1 pseudogene is annotated in these 255 nt (G+C 49.0%); it reads right to left on the reverse strand.

Going from position 1 to position 255, the window contains the following annotated elements:
* Positions 1-241, reverse strand: a pseudogene (locus ACTHUT_RS22400) (type VI secretion system contractile sheath large subunit); the annotation flags it as partial.
* Between the last annotated feature and the right edge of the window lie 14 nt (positions 242-255).

Genomic DNA, 255 nt, shown 5'->3' on the forward strand with positions numbered 1-255 from the left:
ATACTTTTGCTTCTCTCAACGGATGTGTGGCCTGCAACTCATCGCTCGGGTCGGTCATTTCCGTTACCAGGGTATTAATCCAAGTATTCAGTTCCAACTCAAGCATGCGACGGTCTTTGGTGGTACCAATGTTTTCACGCTGGATCAGTTTGAGGTAGTGCGCCAAACGGGAAAGCAGGAAGACGTAAGGCAAACGGGCGTTGATACGGCTGTTTGCGGTTGCTTCTTTGGTTTCATACAACGCAGGTTTCTGTG

It is taken from the genome of Neisseria sp. P0022.S010 (assembly GCF_051956635.1).